Annotated in this window: 17 protein-coding genes; 8 read left to right on the top strand and 9 right to left on the bottom strand. The window is 64.6% G+C overall.

The features are described from left to right. Positions 1–14 precede the first annotated feature (14 nt). The gene (locus tag OUZ49_RS04715) at positions 15–1,340 is read left to right on the top strand and encodes a ferredoxin reductase family protein (RefSeq protein ID WP_266148825.1); all 1,326 of its coding nucleotides are present in this window, start codon (positions 15–17) and stop codon (positions 1,338–1,340) included. 114 nt (positions 1,341–1,454) lie between these two features. Here OUZ49_RS04715 and OUZ49_RS04710 read toward each other — a convergent pair whose 3' ends face one another. Next, positions 1,455–2,393 (bottom strand): TolB family protein, encoded by a 939-nt coding sequence (locus OUZ49_RS04710; RefSeq protein ID WP_266148824.1) that lies wholly within the window; start codon positions 2,391–2,393, stop codon positions 1,455–1,457. Between the two features lie 284 nt (positions 2,394–2,677). Here OUZ49_RS04710 and OUZ49_RS04705 point away from each other — a divergent pair, with 284 nt between their 5' ends. Next, on the top strand, positions 2,678–3,580 hold the full coding sequence (locus tag OUZ49_RS04705) for an META and DUF4377 domain-containing protein (protein ID WP_266148823.1): 903 nt from the start codon (positions 2,678–2,680) through the stop codon (positions 3,578–3,580). A gap of 63 nt (positions 3,581–3,643) precedes the next feature. On the opposite strand, the gene OUZ49_RS04700 is transcribed toward OUZ49_RS04705, so the two are convergent. From OUZ49_RS04700 to OUZ49_RS04690, 3 genes are all read right to left on the bottom strand, one after another. Continuing rightward, a complete protein-coding gene (locus tag OUZ49_RS04700) occupies positions 3,644–5,521 on the bottom strand; it encodes a potassium transporter Kup (RefSeq protein ID WP_266148822.1) in 1,878 nt (625 codons plus the stop codon). A 343-nt stretch (positions 5,522–5,864) separates the two neighbouring features. Beyond that, the gene (locus tag OUZ49_RS04695) at positions 5,865–6,488 is read right to left on the bottom strand and encodes an OmpA family protein (protein WP_266148821.1); all 624 of its coding nucleotides are present in this window, start codon (positions 6,486–6,488) and stop codon (positions 5,865–5,867) included. 737 nt (positions 6,489–7,225) lie between these two features. Next, the gene (locus tag OUZ49_RS04690; protein ID WP_266148820.1) at positions 7,226–7,375 is read right to left on the bottom strand and encodes a hypothetical protein; all 150 of its coding nucleotides are present in this window, start codon (positions 7,373–7,375) and stop codon (positions 7,226–7,228) included. On the opposite strand from OUZ49_RS04690, the gene OUZ49_RS04685 reads away from it, so the two are divergent. Next, a complete protein-coding gene (locus OUZ49_RS04685; RefSeq protein WP_266148819.1) occupies positions 7,374–8,138 on the top strand; it encodes an alpha/beta hydrolase family protein in 765 nt (254 codons plus the stop codon). The genes OUZ49_RS04690 and OUZ49_RS04685 overlap by 2 nt on opposite strands. A gap of 74 nt (positions 8,139–8,212) precedes the next feature. Here the strand turns inward: OUZ49_RS04685 and OUZ49_RS04680 are convergent, their stop codons facing one another. The 5 genes from OUZ49_RS04680 to OUZ49_RS04660 form a co-directional block, all read right to left on the bottom strand. Continuing rightward, complete coding sequence (locus OUZ49_RS04680; RefSeq protein WP_266148818.1) at positions 8,213–10,720, bottom strand: TonB-dependent receptor; 2,508 nt, start codon at positions 10,718–10,720, stop codon at positions 8,213–8,215. 90 nt (positions 10,721–10,810) lie between these two features. Then, positions 10,811–12,820, bottom strand: a complete 2,010-nt coding sequence (locus tag OUZ49_RS04675) for a tetratricopeptide repeat-containing sulfotransferase family protein (RefSeq protein WP_266148817.1) — start codon at positions 12,818–12,820, stop codon at positions 10,811–10,813. Positions 12,821–12,916: 96 nt separating this feature from the next. After that, on the bottom strand, positions 12,917–14,314 hold the full coding sequence (locus OUZ49_RS04670) for a M20/M25/M40 family metallo-hydrolase (RefSeq protein ID WP_266148816.1): 1,398 nt from the start codon (positions 14,312–14,314) through the stop codon (positions 12,917–12,919). Next, complete coding sequence (gene pcaF, locus OUZ49_RS04665) at positions 14,311–15,513, bottom strand: 3-oxoadipyl-CoA thiolase (RefSeq protein WP_266148815.1); 1,203 nt, start codon at positions 15,511–15,513, stop codon at positions 14,311–14,313. The genes OUZ49_RS04670 and pcaF overlap by 4 nt, the downstream gene beginning before the upstream one ends. Then, positions 15,506–16,324, bottom strand: a complete 819-nt coding sequence (locus tag OUZ49_RS04660; protein WP_266148814.1) for an IclR family transcriptional regulator domain-containing protein — start codon at positions 16,322–16,324, stop codon at positions 15,506–15,508. Before OUZ49_RS04660 ends, pcaF begins: the two co-directional genes overlap by 8 nt. Before the next feature lie 105 nt (positions 16,325–16,429). Between OUZ49_RS04660 and OUZ49_RS04655 the strand changes: the two genes are divergently transcribed. From OUZ49_RS04655 to OUZ49_RS04635, 5 genes are all read left to right on the top strand, one after another. Next, complete coding sequence (locus tag OUZ49_RS04655) at positions 16,430–17,749, top strand: aminotransferase family protein (RefSeq protein ID WP_266148813.1); 1,320 nt, start codon at positions 16,430–16,432, stop codon at positions 17,747–17,749. A gap of 10 nt (positions 17,750–17,759) precedes the next feature. Continuing rightward, positions 17,760–19,343, top strand: coding sequence for an aldehyde dehydrogenase family protein (locus OUZ49_RS04650; protein ID WP_266148812.1), 1,584 nt, complete (start codon positions 17,760–17,762; stop codon positions 19,341–19,343). Between the two features lie 114 nt (positions 19,344–19,457). After that, the gene (locus OUZ49_RS04645; RefSeq protein WP_266148811.1) at positions 19,458–20,303 is read left to right on the top strand and encodes a CoA transferase subunit A; all 846 of its coding nucleotides are present in this window, start codon (positions 19,458–19,460) and stop codon (positions 20,301–20,303) included. Next, positions 20,300–21,103 carry a CoA-transferase subunit beta gene (locus OUZ49_RS04640; RefSeq protein ID WP_266148810.1) on the top strand — a complete coding sequence of 268 codons (804 nt, stop codon included), beginning with the start codon at positions 20,300–20,302 and terminating at the stop codon, positions 21,101–21,103. The genes OUZ49_RS04645 and OUZ49_RS04640 overlap by 4 nt, the downstream gene beginning before the upstream one ends. After that, entirely contained in the window at positions 21,100–22,449 is a 1,350-nt protein-coding gene (locus tag OUZ49_RS04635) for an acetyl ornithine aminotransferase family protein (RefSeq protein ID WP_266148809.1), read from the top strand. Before OUZ49_RS04640 ends, OUZ49_RS04635 begins: the two co-directional genes overlap by 4 nt. The last annotated feature ends 1 nt before the right edge of the window (position 22,450 follow it).

Here is a 22,450-nt window from a genome sequence, read left to right as displayed (position 1 = left end):
AGGAGATGACATCGATGCAGGCACGCGATCTCCTACACAAGGCCCTCTGGTCGGCGATCTACCTGTTGTTCATCCTCGCGCCGCTGTTCGCCTTGTTGACCCGCGCACTGCCGCCCACCCGGGGCTTCGGCACCGAGTTCTCGATCGCGCTCGGCTATTCTGGGCTGGCCATCATGGGCTTGCAGTTCGGACTCACCGCGCGCTTTCGCTATGTAACCGAGCCCTGGGGCGAAGACGTCATTTACCACTTTCATCGTCGCGTATCGCTCATCGCCGTGAGTCTGGTGATGGCGCATCCGCTCATTCTCCTGGCGGCCGGATCGGAGTCGATGGTGCTCCCCGCTTCCATCCCCGAACTTCCACTGGGTGCGGTCTTTGCCGGACTGTCGATCGGCTCGCTGATCCTGCTGGTGGTGATGGCGCTGTGGCGCACCCGGCTGAAGATCAGCTACGAAACCTGGCATCTCACCCACATCGTGCTCGCGCTGACGGCGGTGACCGCCGGCATGGCGCATATGGTGGCCTGGGGCTATTACCTGGTCGATCCGTGGAAGCGCACGCTGTGGATGGGCATGGCGACCTTCTGGATTGCGCTACTGCTCTACGTGCGCATCATCAAACCCCTGTTCATGCTGCGCCGGCCATACCGCATCGCCGAGGTGCGACCGGAACGAGGCGATACGACGACCCTGGTCATGCGCCCTGATGGCCATGCCGGCTTTCGCTTTCGTCCCGGCCAGTTCGGCTGGCTCACGCTATGGGGCAGCCCGTTCAAGATCACTGGCCACCCATTCTCGTTCTCGTCGAGTGCCGAAGTCAGCGACGGGCGCGTCGAGATGTCGATTCGCAAGCTGGGTGACTTCACCAGCGCCGTGCCGAGGGTGACGGTCGGGCAACGCGTCTACCTCGACGGGCCTTATGGCGCCTTCACCATCGGCAACCCGGCCGACATGCACGTGCTGATCGCGGGTGGCATCGGCATCACGCCGATGATGAGCATGATCCGCACCTTGGCCGACCGTGGAGACCGGCGCCCACTGGTCCTGCTGTACGGCAGCAAGGACTGGGAGTCGATCAGCTTTCGCGAGGAACTGGAAACAATGAAGTTACGTCTCGACCTGACTGTCGTCCACGTGCTCTCGCAGCCACCCGACGGCTGGACCGGCGAAAGCGGTTACATCAATGCCGAGCTGTTCAAGCGCCACTTGCCGCCCGGCTACGCCGATCACGAGTACTTCATTTGCGGACCGAACGTGATGATGGATGCGATCGAACAGGCCCTCGGCGAGATGAAGGTGCCGCTCGCCAAGTACCACTCGGAGCGCTACAGCTTCGTCTAGGAGGTTCTCATGCGCCGCTTGTTTGCCGACCGGCTCGTCGTCGCCACCGGCGTCATCGTCGTGCTGCTGGCCTTCGTGTTTGCCTTCGTGCGGGTAAGCACCTAGCAACGGCTTTCATTTCGTGAGCTTGGCGTGCGCATCCAGCCACGGTGCCAACGACACCTGCCAGATGTTGTATTTGCCGTTGTCCCAATCGGCGCGCACCGCACCCGGCGGCATCTCGCTAAGCCGATCGCTGGCGAAATACAGCGTGCGACGGTCGGGACTCAGGCGCGCCTCCGCATCGGAGCCGGCGCTGTTCACCACATCGCCAAGATGGATGGGCGTGCCCCAATGGCCGTCATCGCGGAACACGATGAACAGGTCGATCTGGCGCGCCGGCACGCGATTGGAGCCGAACACCAGGAACGACTCATCCGGCGCGACCGCCGGGTCGACGTCGGTGGTGGTGCCATCGCTGAATGGCAACGGCTGCGGCTCCTGGTAAGCACCATGCACATAGGCAGCACGATAGAGCTGGAAGTGCCTGGGATCCTGCGCCGGATGCATGAAATACAGTGCTCCATCCGCTGCCACGCTGGGTGCGAAGGTTGAGTCGCTGCGATTGACCTGGTCCGACAAGCGCACAGGCGTACTCCAGCCATCACCCTGGCGCGTCACCATCCACAGATTGCCTCCGGCTGCGGGGAAGCTGCGCCCCATGAAGAAGCCATCCAGCGGCTTGCCACCTGGCGTCTTTGGTCGATTGGAGATAAACACCAGGGTGTGTCCATCCGGCGACATGGTCGGCTCCATATCGCTCCACTGCCCGGAGAACGGCGCCGTCGATGGCTGCGACCACTGGCCTTGTTCCAGGTGACTGACCAGGATGCTCGAGTGCGGTCCATCGCTGCGCGAGAAGTACACCGTTGAGCCATCGGGCGTAAAGGCCGGCGCGCTGTCGTGCAAAGGCCCGGAAATCACGCCGGGAGCGAAGACGCTGGGTGTTGCATCGGCGGCCGAGGCCGGCACGACACTCAAGACAAGCAAGCCAAGGAACGCGTAGCGGAGCATGAAGTGTCCTTGCTAGGTAGGCTGGGAGCGCGGCACCACGGAACGATCGAGCACGCATGCGTATCGCTGCCGGCAAAGCATACCGGCTGGATTCACCAGGAAACCCGGACCCTGTCGTTGGTCACGGAATCCCGGACTCGAGGTACGCAGGCTGATACCCCTGCCCCTTCACTGTTCGAAGACGAGCACACGTCGATCTTTCACCCTGGCATCGCCGGGCGCGTGGCTCGGCATCGACCATCCGCAACAACCCGGCAACTCCGCCCTCGTCAACGGAGGTCCCCATGAAATACCGCCTGCTACTTCTTCCGCTCGCGCTTGCCGCCTGTTCGCAATCACCACAATCGACGGCCCCCGCGTCTTCGACGACCACGGCCAGCGCGGCCACGGCCGCCGCGAAACCACCGGCCGCAACAACGGCGCCAGCACCGGCCGCAACGACGGCAGCGACGACCGATACCAGCCCGCTCGGCCGCTATCACTGGCAGCTGAATGACGCCACCGACAGCAGCGGCAAGCGCATCGATGCGCTGTTCGTCCGTCCCGACAAGCCGGTGCAGCTGGACTTCAACACTGGTCGCGTCAACGTCATCAACAGCTGCAATGTCATGGGCGGCGGCTACCACGTCGACAACGGGCGCCTGCAGATCGGCCCGATGATGCAGAGCAGGATGGCCTGCGTCGAACCTGCCCTTGCCGCGCTTGACGGCGCCATCAGCCAGCGCCTCCAGGGCAGCTTGAAACTAAGCCTGCAAGGCGAAGGAGCCGCACCCCGCCTGCAATTGGTCACCGACAGCGGCGATACCTTGAGCTTCACTGGCGTGCCGACGGCCGAGACGCGCTTTGGCGGTCCGGGCGAAACGGCCTTCCTTGAAGTCGCCGCGCAAACCGTGCCATGCAGCGGTACCGTGCCGGCCAACCATCCTGTACTGGCCAATCATCCCGTGCTCGGCGCCCAACAATGCCTGCAAGTACGCGATCGCTTTTTCGATGAGCACGGCCTCGCGACCGGCACGCCAGGCGAATGGCACCCGCTGAATCAGGAGATCGAGGGTTACACCCATGAGCCTGGTATTCGCAACGTGCTGCGCGTGAAGCGTTTTACGCTGAACAACGCGCCCGCCAATGCACCGACGTCCGCTTATGTGCTGGATCTGGTCGTGGAGTCGGAAAAGGTCGCGCAGTGACGGGCTCACCCCGCCTGTCGCTTCAGCTGGCAGGCGGGGTGAAAGGCGTCGCCATTGCCATGCTCAGATCGACACCTGCCGGCCTATATCCACCACCTGCCCTGGCGGCACCTGCAGGTAGTCGGTCAGGCGCGTGCTATTGCGCAACAGCACGCTGAACAGCGACACGATCCAGCGCGGCAGGCCGCGGCCATCCGTGCGCGGCACGATTTTCTCCATACCGGTGAAATACGTGAGTTCGTGCGTATCCATGGAGCACCCACTGGCAACGATTTGCGACATCAAGGACGGCAGGTCGGGTTTTTGCATGAAGCCGTAGCTCGCCGTGATCGACCAGAAATTCGGAGCCAGCTCCTCCATGGTCAGGCGATCTTTCGCCACGATGTAAGGCGTCGACGCGACATCCAGGGTCACGGCCAGCACTCGCTCATGCAAGGCATGGGTGTGCTTGACGTACCAGATCATGACCGGAGGCGTCGTGGCCCGCGCACGCGTCAGGAACACCGCCGTACCTGGCACGCGACATATCCCGGACTCCGCCATCTCACTGAGGAACGCATCGATGGGCACGGGATTCTCGCCAAGCCGGTTGGCCACGGCCTTGATGCCCTTGTGCCACACGAACATGATGAGATAGACCATGGCCGCAAGCAGCAAGGGCACATAGCCGCCTTCCAGTAGCTTCATCATGTTCGACGAGAAGAAGGCCGCATCGACCACGAAGAACAGGCCGGCCACCGCAGCACTCGCGGCGAGGTTCCACTTCCAGATTTCGCGCATGGCAATGAACAATAGCCCGGTGGTCATCAACATCGTGGCCGACACGGCGATACCGTAGGCGCCGGCGAGGTTGTCCGACTTGCGAAACGCCAGCGCCAGGCCAATGGTCACCAGCATCAGGATCCAGTTGACGCCACCCACGTAGATCTGCCCGTAGCCCTCACCCGAGGTCTGGCGAATTCGCAGGCGCGGCATCCAGCCAAGCTGGATCGCCTGTCGCGTCATCGAAAACGCACCGGTGATGATCGACTGGCTGGCAATGATGGTGGCGATGGTCGCCAGGATGATCAGCGGCAGCGTCAAGGATGGCGGGCACAGGTGATAGAAAATATTCCCCTCCGTCGGCGCACCTTCCAGCACGATCGCGCCCTGCCCCGCGTAATTCAGCACCAGGCTGGGAAACACCAGCGCCGACCACGCCAGCTTGATCGGACCCGCGCCAAAGTGGCCCATATCGGCGTACAAGGCTTCCGCACCCGTCACGCACAGGAACACACCACCCAGCACCAGAAATGCGCCGCTGCCACCGTGCACCAGGTAGGCAAGCGCGTAATACGGGTTGAGCGCCCACAGGATCCCCGGGTGCCGCACGATACCCCACACGCCAAGCACGGCCATGGTCAGGAACCAGATCGCCATGATGGGACCGAACGCACGCCCGATTTTCGCGGTTCCCATGGGCTGCAGTGCAAACAGCCCCAGCAGGATCACCGCGGTTAGCGGCAACACATACGGTTGCAAGGATGGCGCCGCAATATTCAGGCCTTCCAGGGCCGACAACACCGAGATCGCCGGTGTGATTGCCCCATCGCCATAAATCAACGCGGCGCCAAACAGCCCAACGGCTACGATCGCCGGGCGCTTGTGCCGTTTCACGCCAAGCAAGGCCATCAAGGCGAGAATGCCGCCCTCCCCATCGTTGTCGATGCGCATGGCGAAGCCCGCGTACTTCACCGTGGTGACGATGATCAGTGTCCAGACCAGTAGCGAAATCACCCCGAAGATGGTTTGCGCGGAGTGACTGCCGGTCAAATCCAGCACCGTCTTGAAGGTGTAAAGCGGACTCGTGCCGATGTCACCGAAGACCACGCCCAGCGCCCCGACACCAGCGACCAGGGTCGAGGGTTTCTTCCAGGGGCTCGATGTGGGTTCCTGGCTCACGGGTGCACCTGATCGACGCCAAACGAATAAGCCGGCAGCGTACTACCCCTAGGTGACAGTCATTAAGAGCGGAACAAAGAAACGCCGGGCCTGCGCGCTTTCGCAAGAAATAACACTGCAGCTATTCGCGATAATGACCATCCCTCAAGCGATGGCGCGCTTCAAGCGCGCACGCCGGAGCTCGCACACGCACGCCCGCGCAAAAAATCTGGCCCGACTATTCGATGCCTCGCAGCCATCGATTGGGATGGCACGCAGCCAAAGGCCGCCTTACGGCGGCCTTTGTCGTCAGGACAAATGTCGCACCAGCGATTCCATAGGCAGGTGCAAGACGAACGACTACTCAGCCACTGGTATTGCCAGTGTCGCTCGCTGCAGGTGCGCTCTCTGCGTTGCCGTTGAAATCAACGACCAGTGCCGCACGACGATTGGGCAATCCTTTTTCGCCATACGCTCCGGCTATGACTTGTCGATTCTTCGCCTGGCCATAGCTCACGGCCCGAACCTGGCTGTCGGCAAGCCCGCCTGTCTGCACCAGATAATTGCGCACTGCCTGCGCACGCCGCATGCCCAGCCGGTAGTTGTGACCTGCGGAGCCGGAGGGGTCGGTGAAACCTTCGACCGTAATCAGAGCATTGGAGTGGTGCTCTTTCATTACTTTCGCATACTCATCGAGCAGCGCCTTGTCCTGGTCGCGCAAGTCCGCCTTGTCGGTGTCGAAAAGCGCGATCGTGTCAACGCGAATACGACCCTGCATCTCGGCGATCGCCGCATCGTATTTGGCGAAGCGCTGCTGCATCTCCTGCTTGATCGCGTCGATTTCCTGCTGCTGCCTTTGATCGTTGTTCCGCAATTCCGTAATGGCGGAGTCGAAATCTGCCTTCTTGACGAAATCCGAGCAGCCGCCGAGCGCCATAACGCATACACACACGAACCCATAACCGATTCGAGAGCTCACGCGTACCATGATCGATCTCCTCTTCTTGGGCGGCATGCTCACGGGCATGCCGATATCAGGAGCGCGCAAGGTGGCTCTGGAAGCAACATCCACTGCACGCGCTATGCCTCTACAACGCTGCGACGCTCGCGAAGCGCGGCCCGCCGGGAACATGCAACAAATCGCAACGATCTGAACCACCCCCTGGGCCGCACGAATTTGCGACGCTCACGAAGCGTGACTCGTCGGGAACGCGTCGAGCGAAACATGCGCTATGAGACGGCAAGCTGGCGTGAATATGCGGGCTGTCTGGCGGAGGACGGATATCCGCCCTGGGGGCCGCGTAAATGCACCATTTCTGAACTATCTGCTCAGGCCCCGGCCGTGGTCGCGCGCGCCCCAAGCCCGAATCGTCACAGGCCGCGGACTGGAAACCATGTGTGAGGAAACATGAACGTCGCGGCTTGGCCGTGGCGCGCCGCTCCGCCAGCCAGCACTCGCCGGGACTGGCTCGATCACCGGGGGACCTAGGTATACGGCAACGTTGGGCGCGGACGTCTGCTCGTTCGCAGCGCGCCGGCAGTGCGGTCGACAAGCCCGCAATCTTGGATCGTGCCTTGGCCAGGCCCGACGTTCTGGCCATGGGCCTGCACATCACAAAAGACTGCGCTGATGACGCGCTACGATTCGCCCACCATGGGCTGTTGATCGGTCCGTTCATGGCATGGCGAGGAACGCATGAGGAAGTGTCATCCCACCTTGGCCGGTCAGTTGATCTGCATGGCTCTCTGCGCGTTTTCGTTGCCTGCGGCGATGGCATCCTCCGATGAGTCGCCCGCCGGCACGGGAGCGCGCTGTTTTGGTGGCGCGCATTCGGCCAGCACGGTGATAACGGAGCTGGCGGGCGTTCCGGCCATGATTCGAATTCCCGTCAAGGTGAGCCGCCCACCGATCGTCTTGTGGCACGGCTTCGGCTCACCGGATAGCGAACAGGCGCTGATGGCCGCCCTTCCCCTGGATGAGGTGCCGGCAATCAAGGTTTACCTGGGGCTACCGTTGTTCGGGCAGCGCGCTCCCGCGGGAGGCAAGCTCGAGCTCGTCCGCCGCCAGCAGCAGGACGTGGGCCTGCTGGTGTTCAAGCCGATTGTGATGGGCGCCGTCGATGAGTTGCCTGCGGTGGTGCGGGAGCTTGAGCAGCGTGGCTGCATGAGGGCGGGCGAGCGCATCGGGTTGTTTGGATTTTCCGCTGGCGGAGCCGCGCTCTTGCTGTCGCTTGCCGAGCACCGCGTGCCGATTGGTTCGGCGGTGGTGCTCAATCCATCGACGGGATTGAGTGCTTCTGTCGAAGCGTTTGAGCATGCCACCGGGCAGCATTACGCATGGGGCGCGGAAAGTCGCGCACTGGCTGCGCGCTCCGATGTGGCGGGGCGCACCGCCGATATCGCCAGCAGCATCCCGCCTCCGGCCCTGCTGATCCTTCAGGGCAGCGAGGATGACGTCATCTCGCAACAAGGGCTGCGCGAGCTGCAAGACGCGCTAAGGCGTAGCTACGCACAGGCGCATGCGGCGGAGCGATTCCAGGACAGCGTCGTGGCCGACATGCCCCATCAATGGGCCAATCAACCCGCGCAAGCCGAGGTACGTCGCCAGGTTGCCGCCTGGTTTGAGCGTTACCCATAACGCCGTCGCCAATCCATACAAGAAGAGCCCCGGTTCACACCGGGGCTCCTGTACCTGCACACGACTCGTCTGGCCTAGAACTCCTGGGTGAAGCGCAGGCCAAACGTCCGCGGCTGCGTCATGACCGTATAGACCTGTCCGTTGGGATAGGCCGGCACCACGTTGTGTGCCGCGCACACCGCTTCCGCGCACTCGGCAAAACGGTAGAGCTGGCCACGCTTGTCGAACACGTTGGTGACATAGAAGTCCAGCGAACGTCCGTTCTTCTTGATCCCCGCCGAAAGGTCCGCCGTCGTGTAGGCCGGCATTTCGCCCAGCAGCCCGCGCTCGTACAGACGCAGATCCGACTGCCGCGCGCCGACATGCACGACTGCCGCCTGCACATAGGCATCCTTGCCGCCGATGTCCCACGAATAGCGCGCCGTGAGATTGCCCTTGAAGCGTGGCGTCACCGGCAGCTGCGTGCCCGAGGGCGCCTGCGGCCCGGTGACGGCTTCGCCGGTGAGCGGGTTGATGGTGCCTGCCGGACAATAGGTGATCGGGTGGCCATTGGTATCAGTAAAGCCGCAGTAGTTCTCGGTGAGTTTGGCGTTGTACAAGGCGAAGCCTGCGCTGAGTTGCAGGTTGTACGTCGCCGCCCAGTTCAGATCCGATTCCAGGCCGTCAATCTGGGCCTGGCCGGCGTTCTTGATTTCGGTGAGTCCGTTCGCGCCGAGAATGCTGAACTGGAAGTCCTTCCACTTCTCGCGGAACACCGCCCCGTTCCACGACAGCCGGTTGTCGAGCCAGGTGGTCTTCCAGCCGAGCTCGTAGTTGGTGAGCCAGTCCGACTGGTACGGCGGCAGGCTGCCGCGGCGGTTGATGCCGCCGGGACGGAAGCCCTCGGACCAGGTGGCATAGATCATCTTGTCGGAGGTGATCTGCCAGGTCAGGTTGGCCTTGCCGAGCGAACCGTTTTCCTTGGTCTGCTTGGCAAAGTCCATGCACGGCGCGCCGCGATACGGCGTCGGCGAAATGCAGCCCGCCTCGCCGTAGGTGGAGTCGGGTGCGTATCCGGCGCTGAAGCCGTAGAAGCCGCCCAGGCTGTTGTCGGTATGAAAATAGCGCCCGCCAACCGTGCCGGTGAGGGTGTCGGGGATGAAGTCGTACGACACCTCGCCGAAGATTGCTTCGTCCTGGTCGATGCGGCGCTGCTCGGTCAACCACAAGGTGTCGGGCCAGCCCGTCACCGAGAGGCTGTCGGCGAAGCCATTGATCATGTAGCGCTGCTGGATGTCGTGCACCTGCTTTTGCCAGAAGATGCCACCCACCACGCGCAGGCGATCGTCCTTCGGCGAGGCGATGCGCAGTTCATGGCTCTGCATGGTGTAGCGGTCTTTGCTCTGGATGAACTGCGACGGATTGATCAGGTTGCCGGCATTGTCGCGAATATAGGCGCCGTAGCCGGCCAGCGTGTCGTACCAGAACGAGTAGTCGCTGTAGTCGCTTTCTTCCTCCTGATTGCGCCTGAGGTGCGCGTAGGCATAGGTCAGGTCGAAATTGCCGATCTTGCCCTCCACCGTCAGCGCCGCCTGGACCCAACGGTCGTCGGAGCGCTCCGGGTAGAAATGCGTGATGGCCAGGCTGCCGACCTGCGGATCGGACGCGACGTTGCCATTGGCGATCGTCTGTTGCCCCATCACGGTAGGACTGATCGACCAGTCATCGTTGATGCCGAACTTCAGCGCCATGCGTCCGCCGCTGATATCGACGTCGTTGTAGTTTTTCTTGGCGGCCCCGGTGCACACCAGGGTCGGGGTTTGCGCGCAACCGTTCGCATTGCTGACCGTGATGCCGGACGTTGGGAACGTGCGTGAACCCACGTCGTTGTCGATGTAGCCGGCGTCGTGCTCGTGCCAGCCGACCAGGCGGATGGCCGAGCCGGTGGAGATCGGCAGGTTGATCATGCCCTCGGCGGTATAGCCGATGCCGCCGTGGTCGACTGAATCGATGCCAGCACTGTAGCTGGCCGCGAAGCCGCTGGGATCAGGCTTGTTGGTGATGATGCGCAGCGCACCCGCTTCCGCGCTGGCGCCGTACAAGGTGCCTTGCGGACCTGCCAACGCCTCGACACGGGAGATGTCGTACATGTGGATATCGAGCGGCCCCTGGATCGTGGTGACCGGCTGCTCGTCCAGATACACGCCCACGCTCGGCTGCGAGCCGGAGTGGTTGCCGTCGCCACCACTGGCCACGCCACGCATGTAGATCAGCGCGAAGCCCGGGCCGAAGGTCTGGTAGGACACCGTCGGCAGGTATTTCACGTAGTCGTCGAAACTCTTGACGTGAAGTTCCTCCAGCCGGTCCTGGCCCAGCACGCTCATGCTGATCGGCACCTTCTGCAGATTCTCCTCGCGCTTTTGTGCGGTCACCGTCACCGCATTGAGTGTCTTCGCGCCTGCCGGCGCGGCCGGTGCCGCAGCGGGCCCCTGACTTTGGCCCTGGCCCTGGCTCTGCCCCGAGTCCTGCCCGAACGCCGGTGATGCCACGGCGATACAGATCGCCGCGGCCAGCGGCATTCGTACCAATCTCACCGGCCGCATACTTCTTGGTTGTCTGAGCCTGCCCCTGTGCATCGACTTCCTCCCCCGGAATTCTTATGACGGCGACCGTTCGGCGCCTGCTAAGTCACTTCATTCCGGCGCATCGGGATATCGCCCGAGCACCGGCCCCAATGCCTCCACCAATGGCCCCAACCACGCTTCGTAGTGCCGCCAGTGGTCCACCCCCTCGCGGTAAATCGGTCTGCGCACCTGTTCCGAACTCGCCGTGCGCACCGGACGCGCGTTCTCGAAGAAACGCAGGCACGATGGCTCGAACGGCAGACCGCAATAGTCGAGGAGACGCCGAACCTCTCCTTCGGTGTCCTCGACCATATGCTCGTAGATGACGCGGTGGATGCGCCCCGGCAGCACCTCGTCAAAATGGCTCATCAGCGCAACGTAGTCGCGGTAGTAGCGCCCCAGGTCTTGCTGGCTGTAGCTGAAGCTCTGACCCCTGGCGAAGTGCTGCTTGAAACCGGAAAAGCAGCAGGCCAATGGATGCCGACGGGCGTCGATGATCTTCGCGTTCGGCAGGATCAGATGGATCAGGCCGAGATGCATGAAGTTGTTCGGCATCTTGTCGATGAAGAACGGCGATGGGGTCTTGCGCTGGATGCTCGTATGGGCGAGGTAACGTTCGCCCAGTTCGCTCAGCGCGTCCCCTTCGAGGGCCGCCAGCGCCTCGTGGTAGGGCATGACGCTGGTGGCGTCGCCCTGTGCGCGCAAGGTACGCGTGATCGAGGTGATTTCCGGCAGTTCCATCGTGCCTTCCACCTGGCTGTGGCTGGACAGGATCTGCTCGATCAGGGTCGAGCCCGCGCGTGGCAGGCCGACGATGAAGATCGGGTCGGGCGCGTGGCAACCCGCGCCCGCGCGGGCGCCGAAGTACTCGCGGGTATAGCGTTCGCGGATATGGCGCACGCGCGCGCTGGTTTCGTCGGCGCTGTAGTGCAGCTGGGCGCGCCGGATCGCATTGCCTTGCGCGTAATGCTGGAATGAAGGCGCGTACTCGCCGACATCCTCCAGAGCCTTGCCAATGGCAAATTCCAGATGCAGTCGATCGTCATCGCCAAGATCGGTGCGTACCAGTTGCGCGCGCATGGCCGCAACATCATCGGCGCTGAAGCGAAAGGTCTTGAGGTTGGCCAGGCTCCACCACACCTCGCCGAAGGACGGCTCCAGCTCCAGGCTGTGCCGATAGGCGGCGATCGCACGGTCGCCACGACCCGTCGTCTTCAGCGCGTGCCCATAGCTCATCCACACCTTCGGGTTGCCCGGATGCTGCTCCAGCAACTCGGCATAGATGTCGATGGCGGGCGCGTAATCGCCAATCCGACACAACACCGCTGCCTTGAGGTTGCGATAACCGGGGTGGTCTGGCTCCACCGCGAGCAATCGTTCAATCTCGGCCAACGCCCGCTCGGACTGGTTGCTACGGTGCAATACCAGCGCGTAGTTCTGGCGCGCAGCATGGAAGCCGGGCGCCAGCTCCAGGCATTGCGCGAGCAGGCTCACGGCATCCTCGGTGCGTCCCTGGCGCGCAGCGAGCTCGGCGAACATGCGCATGGCGGCCACGTCGGTGGGCGCCTGGCGCAGATGTTCGCGTAGCAAGGCCTCGGCCTCGGGGATACGGTTTTCGACCAGGGCGGTCGCGGCGGCAAGCAGGCCCGGATCGCGGGTGGAGTGACGGATATGCTGCGCATAAGCGGCATCGGCGGCATCGTGTTCGCCTGCTGCCATCAGCTGATCGCCAAGTTCGCGCCACGCTTGCGGCAGCTCGGGTTTCAAGGCCACCGCCTTGCGCAGCGCGGCGATCGCTGCCTGTCCCTGTCCGGTACGGCCCAGCGCGATGCCCACATCGAGATGGACCAGCGCCCAGCTCGGTTGTGCCTGCGCCAGCGGCACAAGGATCGCGATCGCGCCCGGTAGATCGCCCTGCTCCGCCCGTGCCAGTGCCGACACGCGCAAGGCCACGGGGTGACCGGCGACGATCTTGAGGATTTCCGCCGCCTGCTCGCCCGCCAACACCGGATCCCGCGCCAGCAGGCGCTCCGCATGGGCCAGCGCCTGCTCCAGCGTACCGGTCGCGTGTTCGTTCATCGTGCGTAGACCGCGCAGCGTTCGGCACGTCGATCCGGACGGCATGCGGTGTGCTTGGCTTGGGGCATCGTGCAGTGCATGGGGCGACGCAACTCCTCAAAGGTCCTTGAGCAACCGGTAATTGAATTCCAGCGACTGGTCATAGGCATCGACCAGGATGCGCTCGTCCTGGCCATGCGAACGGTCGTCGTCCACGTCATAGGGAAGCCCGTTGAACACATACGAAGGCATGCCGGCCGCGCGCAGGAACACGCTGTCGGATGCGCCGGCGGCCATATAGGGCGACACCGGAATCGGCCCCCACAGGCTCTTGGCCGTGCTGGCGACCAGCGCAAACAACGCCTTGTCCACCGGGCTCGGCGGACTCGGTTTCGGTGGCGCGACACGTGCGATCTCCACGGCGGGGTCGGCGACGACGCGCTTCAGCGCGGCATCCACCTGGTCGAAGTCTTCGTCCGGCAACAGGCGACAGTTGATCGTGGCCTGCGCCATCTGCGGCAAAGCATTCTCGGCATGCCCACCCTTCAGCAAGGTCGGTACGCAGGTGCTGCGCAGCTGTGAATTGTTGTACGCCGAGGTCGCCGCGAGCCGCGCCAGCGCCGCAGGATCGGATGGCTCATGCGCCACCGCGCGCATGTCGGCCGCCATCTGGCCGCTATAGAACGCCGCCAGGCCCGCGTAGTAGCCGCGCGTCGCCGCATTGGTGCGCAAGGGGAACTGCAACGCCGACAGCCGATCCAGCGCCTTGGCCAGCCGATAGATGGCGTTGTCGGCCGTCGGCAGCGAACTATGGCCGCCAGGATTGTGTACGGTGAGCGTATAGCTGAGGAACACCTTTTCCGCGGTTTCCACCGACAGCACGGCAGGCTTGCCGGCGCGGATCTCGGGCCCGCCGCCGTCGACATTGATCGAATACGCCGAGCGGATCAGCTCCGGGCGATGCGCGAGCAACCATTCCACGCCATTGGAGACACCATCTTCCTCGCCGGCGGTCAGCGCGAGAATGTAGTCACCCTTGGGCTTGACGCCTTCGCGATGCAAGCGCAACAGCGCACTCACCAGGCCTGCGCCGCCACCCTTGATGTCCATGGTGCCGCGACCGTAGAAGTAACCGTCGCGTTCGGTCAGGGTGAATGGGTCGACGTGCCAGTCCTCGCGACGCGCCTCGACTACATCCAGATGCGCCAACAGCAGCACCGGCTCGCGTTCGCCGCGACCATGCAGCCGCACCACCAGGTTGCGCCGTTTCGGATCGTCACCGACCACCTGCACGTCGGCCGGCGCAAAGCCTGCAGCGACGAAACGCTGCGCCAGCTTTTCCGCGACGACCGTGGTGCTGCCATGTTCCGATGTCGAATCGATGGCAATCATTTCGCTCAACAGCTCGCGGCCGAGCGCGTTCTGGCTGCTGGCCGCGTCCTGCTCGGCGTGCGAAGCCAACGGCAGCAGCGCGGCCAGGGCGGTGACGAGACGGAAATTCGCGATGCGTTTCATGCCTGCTCCAAAGCCAGCGCCAAACCTTGTCCGACGCCCACACAAAGACTCACCAGCGCACGCCGCTGGCCGTGCCGACGCAGCGCAAACGCCGCGGTCATGGCCAGGCGGGCGCCGCTCGCACCAAGCGGATGGCCGAGCGCGATCGCGCCGCCATTCGCATTCACGTGCTCGGCGTCGTCGGACAAGCCAAGCATCCGCGAGCAGGCCAGTACCTGCGCCGCAAACGCCTCATTGATTTCGATGCGATCGAAGTCGGACAAGCCAAGGCCGGTGCGGGCGAGCAACTTGCGCATCGCCAGGACCGGTCCGATGCCCATCACGCGTGGTGCGACGCCTGCCGAAGCCATGCCGACGATGCGCGCCAGCGGCTGCAGCTTGAATTTGCGCAGCGCGACTTCCGATGCCAGCAACACGGCGCCGGCGCCGTCGTTGAGCCCTGAGGCATTCCCCGCCGTAATGCTGGCGTGCGTGCCGAGCAGGGGCTTCAGCATGGACAGCTGCGCGATCGAGGTATTGGGGCGCAGATGCTCGTCCGCCTCGACGGTGACCGTCTGCTGGCCTTGCTGCGCTGCGACGGCGGTGATTTCCTCGGCCAGCCAGCCTTGCCGCTGTGCATGCGCAGCCCGCTGTTGGCTGCGCCATGCATAGGCATCCTGGTCCGCACGATCGATCCCATGTTCGCGCGCAAGGTTCTCCGCCGTCTGCGTCATCGATTCGATACCGTAGCTCGCCTGCATCCGCGGATTGACCAGCCGCCATCCCAGCGTGGTGTCCTCCAGTTGCTGATCGCGCGTGTACGCGCCCATCGCCTTGGCCATCACGTACGGCGCACGCGACATGCTCTCGACGCCACCAGCGATAATCAGCTCCGCCTCGCCGCAGGCGATCGCGCGCGCGCCCTGGCCGATCGCTTCCAGGCCCGAGGCGCAGAGGCGATTGACGGTAACCGCAGGAATGCTCTCCGGCAGCCCGGACAGCAGCACCGCCATGCGTGCCACGTTGCGGTTGTCCTCGCCCGACTGATTGGCGCAGCCGAGCATCACTTCGTCCAGCGCCGCCCAGTCCAGGCCCGGGTGACGCTTCATCAGTGCGGTGATCGGCAGTGCTGCCAGATCGTCGGCGCGCACGCCAGCCAACGCGCCAGCATGGCGGCCGAACGGTGTGCGTGTGGCGTCGACGACGTAGGCGCTACTCATAGACTCCTTGCATCGCCATGTGTGGTTGCCAGCCACCACGCTGGATCGTGTGTTCGATCGAGCGTTGCGCATCCTGCAGCGCCGGCAAGATCAGCTTGACTGCGCGCGCAGGCGCATCGTCGCTATAGGGCATGCCGACGTTCAATGCGGCGACGATGCGGCCGTCGCCGGCGCGGATCGGCACGGCGATCGAAAACAGCCCGACTTCAAGCTCGCGCGACGCAACTGCGTAGCCCTGCTCACGCACGCGCCTTACCTCAGCCTTGAGTGCGGTCGCCGTGCGTAACGTGAACGGGGTGAGGTGGCGAAACTTCTGGCCACGCAGCCAGCCGGCCAGCTCCGCATCGGAGAGGCCGGACAGCATCGCGCGCCCCAACGACGTCGCGAAAGCCGGCAGGCGTGCGCCCACGCCAAGTGCGACGCTCATCACGCGACGCACCGGCACGCGCAGCACATAGACGACGTCGCTGCCGTCCAGCACGGCCATCGAACAGGACTCGCCCACACGCTCCGACAGCAAGGCCATGCTCTGCTGCGCCAGTTCGGTCAGGTCCAGCGAACTGAGATAGCTGTAGCCAAGCTCCAGCACCCGGGGCGTGAGATAGAAGCTGCGGCCGTGGCTGCCGACGTAACCCAGATGCTGGAACGTCAACAGCAGACGCCGCGTCACCGCACGCGACAGGCCGGTGCGTTCGGCGACCTGCGAAAGGCTGGGATTGGCCAGTTGACGGTCAAAGGCGCGCAGCACCTGAAGTCCGCGCGCCAGCGATTGCACATAGTCTGCACTGTCTTCGAAGGGGTTCGATTGCATACGCCACGAAGGTCCATTGACAGATCGAGCGTAGAAGGATTCCAATGAGTTCGCAATACGAATTATTGTTCGGTAATCGAACAAGGTCGATCCGGGGGGAGAGGCTTGGCACACGAAGGCGATAGCGTCCTGCATAGCTGGTGCGTGCAGTCCGAATGGCGAGCGCCGACGGTCGTCGGCGGCAGCGGCGCATTCCTTGAGTTGGCCGACGGCCGTCGCATTCTCGATATGAGCAGCCTGGCCGAGTGCAGCAATCTCGGCCACCAGCATCCCGCCGTGGTGGAGGCGATCCGCCGCCAGGCCGAGCAGCTGTGCTTCGTCACTTCGGCCTGGGGTGCCGAACCACGCGCAGCGCTGGCCACCGCCTTGCTGGAAAAGGCCGGCTACGAAGGCGGCCGTGTGTTCTTTACCCTGGCCGGTGCGGACGCCAACGAGAACGCGCTGAAATTTGCGCGCCAGGCCAGCCGCAAGCCGCGCGGCCACATCATCACGCGCGACCGCTCCTATCACGGCGCCAGTTACGCCTGCATGGCCTTGTCCGGCGATGCGCGCACGCGCGACCAGGTCGACCCGCAAGCACTCGGCGTGCTCCACGTGCCGCCGCCTTATGCTTATCAAGGAGCCTTTGGCAGCCACGACGGGGCGATCTGCGGCGAACGTGCGGTGGTGGCGATCGCCGAGACCATCGATCGACTCGGCGCAGACACCGTCGCCGCCGTAATGATGGAGCCGAACGCCGGCACCAATGGCATTGTCGCCCCGGACAACTACTGGCCGAACCTGCGCCAGGCGACCCGTTCGCGTGGGGTCTACCTGATCGCCGACGAAGTCATGAGCGGCTTCGGCCGCTGCGGCGAGTGGTTTGCCTGGCAACGTTATGGCGATATCGGCAAGCCCGACCTGATGACCTTGGCGAAAGGCCTCACCGGCGCCCATCTACCGCTCGGTGCGGTCGTGCTGTCGGCGGAAATCGCCGCGCGCCTGCAGCACGACATGCTTTATACCGGCCTCACCTATTGCGGACACCCCTTGTCCTGCGCCGCCGGCCTGGCGGCGCTGCAAGCCTACGAGGATGAAGACCTGATCGTCCGCTCGCGCACGCTGGGCGCGCGAATGTTCGCCGAGTTGAAGACCATGCAGTCCCGTCATCCGGTCATCGGCGATGTGCGTGGTGGGCACGGCCTGTTCGCGGTGATCGAGCTGGTCGCCGACCGCGTCACCCGCGAACCTCTAACAGCGTGGCCGACGATGCCGGCCGAGCTCAACGCCATGCTCGAAACAGCGATGGCCGAAGGCGTGTCGTTCGCCTGCCGCGGCAACCTGATCCTGCTGGCGCCGCCCCTGGTCATCGACGAGCACGCGCTGGCCGACGCGCTGGCCCTGCTCGACCGTCTGTTGACGCGCTTCTTTCCTGCACAGGCCTGAGGAATCGACGATGAGCTTTCGCCTCACCTACGCCACCATGTACAACCCGCCCGAGGCGATGCACGAGCGCTTCGATGCCGCCATGGCTCGCGTCGAGGCCACCCTCGGTGGCAGCCATCCCTTGTTCGTCAACGGCGCCGACTGCTACACCGCGGAATACGCCGATCGCCGCGCACCGTTCGACAGCGATCTGCGACTGGGCGAGTTCGCCCTGGCCTCGCTGGTCGATGCCGACGAAGCCATGGCCGCCGCGCAGGCGGCCTTCCCCGCCTGGCGCGCCACGCCGGTGGCTGAGCGCGCACGGATGGTGCGGCGCGTTGGCGACCTGATGGAACAGCGGGTGTATGAGATCGCCGCTGCGCTCACGCTCGAAGTCGGCAAGAACCGCATGGAAGCACTCGGCGAGACGCAGGAGACGGTCGACTTCTTCCATCACTACGCCAACGATTTCGAAAACCACGCCGGCTATACCAACCCGCTTCCGGACGATCCCATCGAAGGGATCGCTTCGCACAATGCCAGTGTGATGCGGCCGTACGGCGTGTGGGTGGTGATCGCACCCTTCAACTTCCCGCTCGCCCTGGCAGGCGGCCCCGCCGCCGCCGCCCTGGTCACCGGCAATACCGTGGTGCTCAAGGGCGCCAGCGATACGCCCTGGGCCGGTCGCCTGCTTGCCGATTGCATCCGCGACGCCGGCCTGCCGCCCGGTGTGTTCAATTACCTGTCCGGCTCAGGGCGCGATATTGGCGAAGCGCTGGTGCAGCATCCGCACACCGCAGGCATCACCTTTACCGGTTCGGTGCCGGTGGGCCGGCAGCTCATGCAGCACATGGTAAGTGGCGCGTATCCGCGCCCTTGCATTGCCGAGATGGGCGGCAAGAACCCGTGCATCGTCACCGCCCGCGCCGACCTGGAGCGCGCCGCCGCCGGCATCGTGCGATCCGCCTATGGCATGAGCGGACAAAAGTGCTCTGCACTCTCGCGGGTGTACGTGCATGAAAGCATCGCCGACGCGTTGATCGAACGGCTGCAGGCGCAGATCGCCGCCATCCGCATCGGTGATCCACGCCGACGCGAGCATTGGCTGGGACCGGTCGTCAACGCTGCCGCCTACGCCAACTACCAGCGCTACGCCGACGACCTGCGCGCCGCGGGGGCGCGTGTGATCAGCGGTGGGGCGCAGCTTGGCACGGCCAGCGATGGCGCCCCGGCGCTCGCTCGCGGCTACTACGTCGAACCGCTGCTGGCCGAGGCATCGCTGACGCATCCCTTGTGGCGACAGGAGATGTTCCTGCCGATCCTGATGCTGCACCGCTGTGGCGATCGCGACGAGGCCATGCGGCTGGCGAACGATACCTCGATGGGGCTCACTGCCGGATTCTTCGGCGCGGCGGATGAAGTGGCCTGGTTCCACGACCACATCGAAGCCGGCGTGACCTACGCCAATCGCCAGCAAGGCGCCACCACCGGGGCATGGCCTGGCTACCAGCCATTTGGCGGCTGGAAGGGCTCCGGTTCCACCGGCAAGGCCATCGCCTCGTTCTATTACCTCGCGCAATACCTGCGCGAGCAGTCGCGCACCGTGGTGGAGTGAACGCCTTTTGATCTCGTGCAGTCGTGTACCGCTCGACCGTTCCCCGCTCGCCCTCGTCCCGCGCGCCTGCCGCTGGCGGCGCGCCCTTCGTGCAGACCATCCAGAGGCTCTCGCATGTTCTTCTCGCTAGCCGATGCGATCCACGACTACATCACCGATGGCGCCAGCGTGGCCCTGGAAGGCTTCACGCATCTGATTCCATTCGCCGCCGGCCACGAGATCATTCGCCAGCGCAAACGCGGGCTGCACCTGATACGCATGACCCCGGACCTGGTCTATGACCAGATGATCGGCATGGGCTGCGCACGCAAGCTCACGTTTTCCTGGGGCGGCAATCCCGGCGTGGGCTCGCTGCATCGCCTGCGCGACGCGGTGGAACACCAGTGGCCGAACCCGCTGGAACTGGACGAACACAGCCACGCGGGCATGGCCGCCGCCTTCTGCGCGGGTGCGGCGCGGCTGCCGTTCGGCACGCTACGCGGCTATGCCGGCACCGACCTGCCGGCGCGCAATCCGAATATCCGCAGCGTCACCTGCCCCTTCACCGGCGAGTCGCTGGCCGCGGTACCGGCGATCAATCCCGACGTCACCATTCTGCACGCGCAGCGCGCCGACCGTGAGGGCAATGTCGCCATCGAGGGCATCCTCGGCGCAGCCCGTGAAGCGGCGTTGGCGGCACATACCCTGATCGTCACCGTCGAGGAGCTGGTCGAGGAGCTGCCGCCGGCGATGAACGCCATCGTCCTGCCGCACTGGATCGTCACCGCGGTCGTGCATTGCCCGGGCGGCGCGTATCCGTCCTATGCGCGGGGGCACTACACCCGCGACAACAGTTTTTATCAACGCTGGGACACGGTCGCGCGCGAGCGCGACGACTTCCTTGCCTGGATGGAGCAGCATGTGCTTCGCACGAGTGATCACCGGGCGTTTCTCACCGGCCTGACCCGGGCCGATGGATGAGCGGATGTTCGCGCAATGAATGGATGACCGTTGCTGCCGCGCGCCTGCTGCGTGACAAGAGCGTGTGCTTCGTCGGCATTGGCCTGCCGAGCGCCGCGTGCAACCTCGCGCGCCTCACCCACGCGCCGGGCCTCGTGCTGATCTATGAATCAGGCACCATCGGTACACGGCCGCAGGTATTGCCGCTGTCCATCGGCGACGGCGAGCTGGCCGAGACGGCCGCCTACGTGGTGCCGCTGCCCGAGGTCTTCAGCTATTACCTGCAGGCGGGCCGCGTCGACATTGGTTTCCTCGGTGCAGCGCAGATCGATCGCTATGGCAACCTCAACAGCACCGTGATCGGCCCTTACGATCTGCCAACAACACGTCTACCGGGTGCCGGCGGCGCGCCGGAAATCGCCTTGCATGCCAGGCAGGTGTTCGTGATGGCCAAGGCGTCGAAACGGAGCTTCGTCGAGCGCCTGGATTTCTGCACCAGCGCGGGCTACCTCGATGGCTACGGCGCGCGAGCACGTGGTGGTGCGCCCGGCGGCGGGCCGCGTGCCGTCATCACCGACTTCGGCATGTTGGCGCCGCATCCGCAAACCGACGAGCTGCAACTGGTGGCCCTGTTCGCGGATGCCAGTGTCGAGGAGGCGTGCGCCGCGGTCGGCTGGCCACTCGCCCTGGCTGACGCCATCGACACGATCGCCCCGCCCACGCCGCACGAACTCGACACCTTGCGGGCGCTCTTTGCCCGCACCCGTGAAGCGCACGCCTGCCCTGTCCACCTGCCGCTAGCTCCCGAAGGACTGCCGTGAACACCAGCGCTCCCAACCCCAAGCACAGCCGGACCGCCCTGCCCGGCCCGAAGGCGCGCGACATGCTCGCCCGCGACGCCGAGGTGATCTCGCCCTCGTATCCGCGCGACTATCCCTTTGTGATGTCACATGGCCGCGGTACCGAAGTGTGGGACGTCGACGGCAATCGCTTCCTCGATTTCGCGGCCGGCATCGCGGTGTGCGCCACCGGTCACGCGCATCCGCAGGTGGTGGCCGCGGTGAAGGCGGCAGCCGATCGCTTCCTGCACATCTCCAGCGACTACTGGCATGAAGAAATGACGGGCCTGGGCGAGCGGCTCGCACGCCTGAACCCGATGACCACGCTCGCTGGCGAGCCGGCGATGAGCTTCCTGTGCCAGTCCGGCACCGAGGCGGTCGAGGGCGCGCTTAAGCTGGCGCGCTACGTCACCCGGCGGCCGCGTTATCTCGGTTTCCTGGGCGGTTTTCATGGCCGCACCATGGGCTCGCTGTCGTTCACTTCGAGCAAATACACGCAGCAGCTCGGCTTTGCGCCGACCATGCCCGGCGTGACCCACGTGCCGTTTCCGAACCCGTACCGGCCGCTGTTTGCCGGCGCCGACCAGGGCAAGGCCGTGCTCGACTACATCCGCATGTTGTTCGAGCGCAGCGTACCCGCCGCCGAGGTCGCGGCAATCCTGGTCGAACCCATCCAGGGCGAAGGTGGTTATCTCGTGCCTCCGGACGGTTTTCTGGCCGGGCTGCGCACGCTGTGCGACCAGCACGGCATCCTGCTGATCTTCGACGAAGTGCAGTCGGGCGTGGGGCGCACCGGCAAGCTGTTCGCGAGCGAACACTGGGGCGTCGCCCCCGACATCATGACGCTGGCGAAAGGCCTGGGTTCGGGCCTACCGATCGGGGCGGTGGTGGCGAAGAAATCGCTGATGTCGCAATGGAAGCGTGGCGCCCACGGCAATACCTACGGCGGCAACCCGCTGGCCTGCGCCGCCGCCAATGCTACGCTCGATCTCGTGGCCGGTGGCTACGCCGACAACGCTGCCAGCGTCGGCGAATACTTCATGGCGCGCCTGCGCGAGCTGGCGCGCGACTATCCCTGCATCGGCGAAGTACGCGGCAAGGGCCTGATGATCGGCATGGAACTGGTGGAGGGCGATGGCGAGAACACGCCGGCTCGCGCGCTCTGCGACGATGTGGTCACCCGCGCGTTCCACAACGGCCTGCTGCTGCTTTCCTGTGGCAGCAGCACGGTGCGCTTCATGCCGCCGCTGAACGTCGGCACCGCCGAGGTGGACGAAGCGATGGAGCTGCTTCGCGCAAGCCTCGACCAGGCGCTTGCGGGACACTGAC

It is taken from the genome of Dyella halodurans (assembly GCF_026283925.1).
Taxonomy (GTDB): domain Bacteria; phylum Pseudomonadota; class Gammaproteobacteria; order Xanthomonadales; family Rhodanobacteraceae; genus Dyella; species Dyella halodurans.
Note: the sequence above shows the minus strand (reverse complement) of the source record. Positions and strands in the feature narration are given on the sequence as shown.